The sequence below is a fragment of the Phycicoccus jejuensis genome (genome assembly GCF_000720925.1).
In the GTDB taxonomy this organism is placed as follows: domain Bacteria; phylum Actinomycetota; class Actinomycetes; order Actinomycetales; family Dermatophilaceae; genus Phycicoccus; species Phycicoccus jejuensis.
Genome location: NZ_JOEE01000023.1, coordinates 1 through 2,627, shown reverse-complemented (window position 1 = coordinate 2,627; position 2,627 = coordinate 1). Strand labels below are relative to the sequence as shown.

The window sequence follows — 2,627 nt, the reverse complement described above, 5'->3', positions numbered from 1 at the left end:
AGCCACCGGTAGTACGGAGCGCGCGCGATCTTCAGCACCCGGCACGTCACCGTCACGGGGATCCCGTCGGCGGCCAGCTCGCGGACGAGCGGGTACATCATTTTCCCGGCAGGTTCGCCTGCGAGAGATACGCCGCCGCCCGGCGTAGGACCTCGACCTCCTGCTCCAGCAGCCGGTTGCGTCGCTTGAGCTCACGCAGCTCGGCCAGCTCCTCACGATCGGCGCCGGCCTTGATCCCAGCATCGCGGTCGGCCTGGGTCATCCAGTTCGTCAGACACGACTCGGAGATCCCGAAATCCTTGGCGACCTGCTTCAGCGTGACACCGTCCTCACGCTGACGAGCCACACGCAAGACGTCGTCGCGGAACTCCTGGGGATAGGGCTTGGGCGCGGTGAACATCCTTCCAGCAGCGCCTCACAACGCCACAGATCGGTTGTCACCTATCGGTGCAGCAGTCCCGCCGGTGTTCGTCGAGGTAGGTACGTAGCGTCTGCCACGCCGACAACCTGCCAGCACGCACCACAGCGCATACTGGTGCGTCGCGGCGACCTGCAGCGATCTCCGTGCCGTCACGACGAACGCCTACAGGAATGCCATCGTCTCGCTGCGATGGCTGGCTGTTGAGCGTGCTCGAACGCGGCTCGACGGACGTCCTCATCCATCGACCCCCCCGTCGCAATTGGTCGTCTAGGTGGGACATCACAACAGTGTGCGCTCGTGAGGATGTCAACTCCGCTCGTGCCCCTGAGGCGGCCCGCGGGTAGCGGACCAGCACGTCGACCAGGGCCGGGGTGGCCTTCGCCAGTACGACTGTGACCGCGTCCGCGCGTGTCAGTGGCTCGACAGGTCGCGACTCCAGCGCCAGAACGCAAAACGAAGGGCCGCGAAGAATGTGGCCGACCTGAGCTGCGTCCGCCAGCGGGTGGAGGTACGCCGAAGCGGAGGCGTCTCCCGCCGCCATCGCCGCATGTGCGGCAGCACCGGTGACCTCCTTCGAAGCCCGGTGAGCAGGGGGAGCGCAAATGCGCTGTGCACGGGACCGCGGACCACCATCGACGAAGTCCTGGGCCGCGACCAGCGCCTCGCGTGGACGCAGGTCATGCGGTTGCAGGGACTCGAAGAGGTCGATGACCTCGAGAGCGCATGCCAAGTTGTACGCGGTCACCGCGCGAAGGTCGTCCATGGACAGGTCGATGTCTGGGCTGCGCTGGCCTCGGCCGGCGGCGCCTGGAGTGATGGCCATGCCTGTTGGTCGCATCATTGAGTAGTCGTGATGATTGGGAGAGATGGAAACGAGACGTAGTGCAAGACGCTTCGAATCGCGGTCGCGGCTCGGACCTGCGGGGCCCGAAATTCAGATCTTCTCAGCCAGGGTCGCCCGCCATGGGGGTCAACTGAGTCAGCATGCAACGCCACTGGTTTCCGTCGTCGAGGAGGATGTTCGTTGTCCACTCGTCGGCCCGAACCGGTTCTCCGTTGAACGTGGCCGTGTTGCGTCCGTGCGTGCGGACGATGGCCAGGCGGTCGATACATCTGATGTCGAGGATGTCGTGGTCCATGCTGTGGTGACGTAGCGACCCGTCGCTCACGACCCGGTGGAACGCCTCTCGCGTGATCGCACCCGGCCGGTCGATCAGCACCCAGTCCTCGGTAGTGAAGGCGCCCATCTTCGTGACGTCGTTGCTGACGATCGCTGCAGACCACTCGAGCATGAATTCGGCCAGCTGCTCCTTCGGAGACTGGGTGCGACGGCCACCTTGCCCGCCGATGAACGCGCTCACGCCGGAATCTCCTTCATGAAGGTCCACAGCGCACCCTCGAAGTCACGCGCGCTGTACTCGCGGTAACCGTAGGCCTGGTCGACCGGCGGATAGACGATGTTGCCGCCGTTCTCGACGACCAGCGCGTGGTGCTCGTCGACGTCATCGACCATGACCGCCATGGATCCCGTCGCAGCCTGGACAGACTGCGGCGAGACCAGCTCGTAGTCGCTCGATTCGGGATGCAGCCAGATCACTCCGTCGCCTGCCACCACCTCCGCATGTACGGCGCGCCCATTCACGTCGGCAGAGACCTCGCCTGGAGAAAAGCCGAATACCTCGGTCAGGTAGCGATGGGCCGCAGCCGGATCGCGATACACCATGATTGAGACCTGCTTCCGGGCGAGCTGCGCCAACTTGTTCATTTTTGAAAGCACCTTCAAGAGATCAAGGGACTGGTCGTCGCTGTCGTCGCGGTCGTCGAATCGGAGCAGCGCCGACCTTACGCTGTCTCGGACCGCGACAAGCGCAGACATCTGCCGGTCAACAGAATCGAGATGGCCACGAAGAGCGCCCCGGAGGCTGACCTCGGGGTCATCGAGCGTTCCTTGGATCTGATGCAACGACATGCCCAGACTCCGCAGGCGGGTCACCTGGTAGAGCCGCGTCACCGCGTCACGTCCGTACAGTCGGTGGCCCGCAGGCGTCCGCAGGGTCGGTTGCAGGAGGCCTATTCGCTCATAGTGGTGCAGCGTCCGGACGGTGACGCCAGCCGCCTCGGCCAGATCACCTACACGGACCATCGACTCAGTCGCGAACTCGTTCACGGTCCGAACCTAGGACCTGACGTTAGGTGAGGGGCAAGC

At 64.6% G+C, this 2,627-nt stretch carries 4 protein-coding genes; all 4 read right to left on the bottom strand.

Annotated elements, in window-relative coordinates:
- Window positions 1-97 precede the first annotated feature (97 nt).
- Entirely contained in the window at window positions 98-400 is a 303-nt protein-coding gene (locus IG69_RS22820) for an IS3 family transposase (protein ID WP_030529800.1), read from the bottom strand.
- A 37-nt stretch (window positions 401-437) separates the two neighbouring features.
- Window positions 438-1,184 carry a putative immunity protein gene (locus tag IG69_RS23325; RefSeq protein ID WP_425414824.1) on the bottom strand — a complete coding sequence of 249 codons (747 nt, stop codon included), beginning with the start codon at window positions 1,182-1,184 and terminating at the stop codon, window positions 438-440.
- Between the two features lie 181 nt (window positions 1,185-1,365).
- Complete coding sequence (locus tag IG69_RS0119320; RefSeq protein ID WP_051750754.1) at window positions 1,366-1,782, bottom strand: nuclear transport factor 2 family protein; 417 nt, start codon at window positions 1,780-1,782, stop codon at window positions 1,366-1,368.
- Window positions 1,779-2,588 (bottom strand): MerR family transcriptional regulator, encoded by an 810-nt coding sequence (locus tag IG69_RS0119315; RefSeq protein ID WP_030529798.1) that lies wholly within the window; start codon window positions 2,586-2,588, stop codon window positions 1,779-1,781. The genes IG69_RS0119320 and IG69_RS0119315 overlap by 4 nt, the downstream gene beginning before the upstream one ends.
- Between the last annotated feature and the right edge of the window lie 39 nt (window positions 2,589-2,627).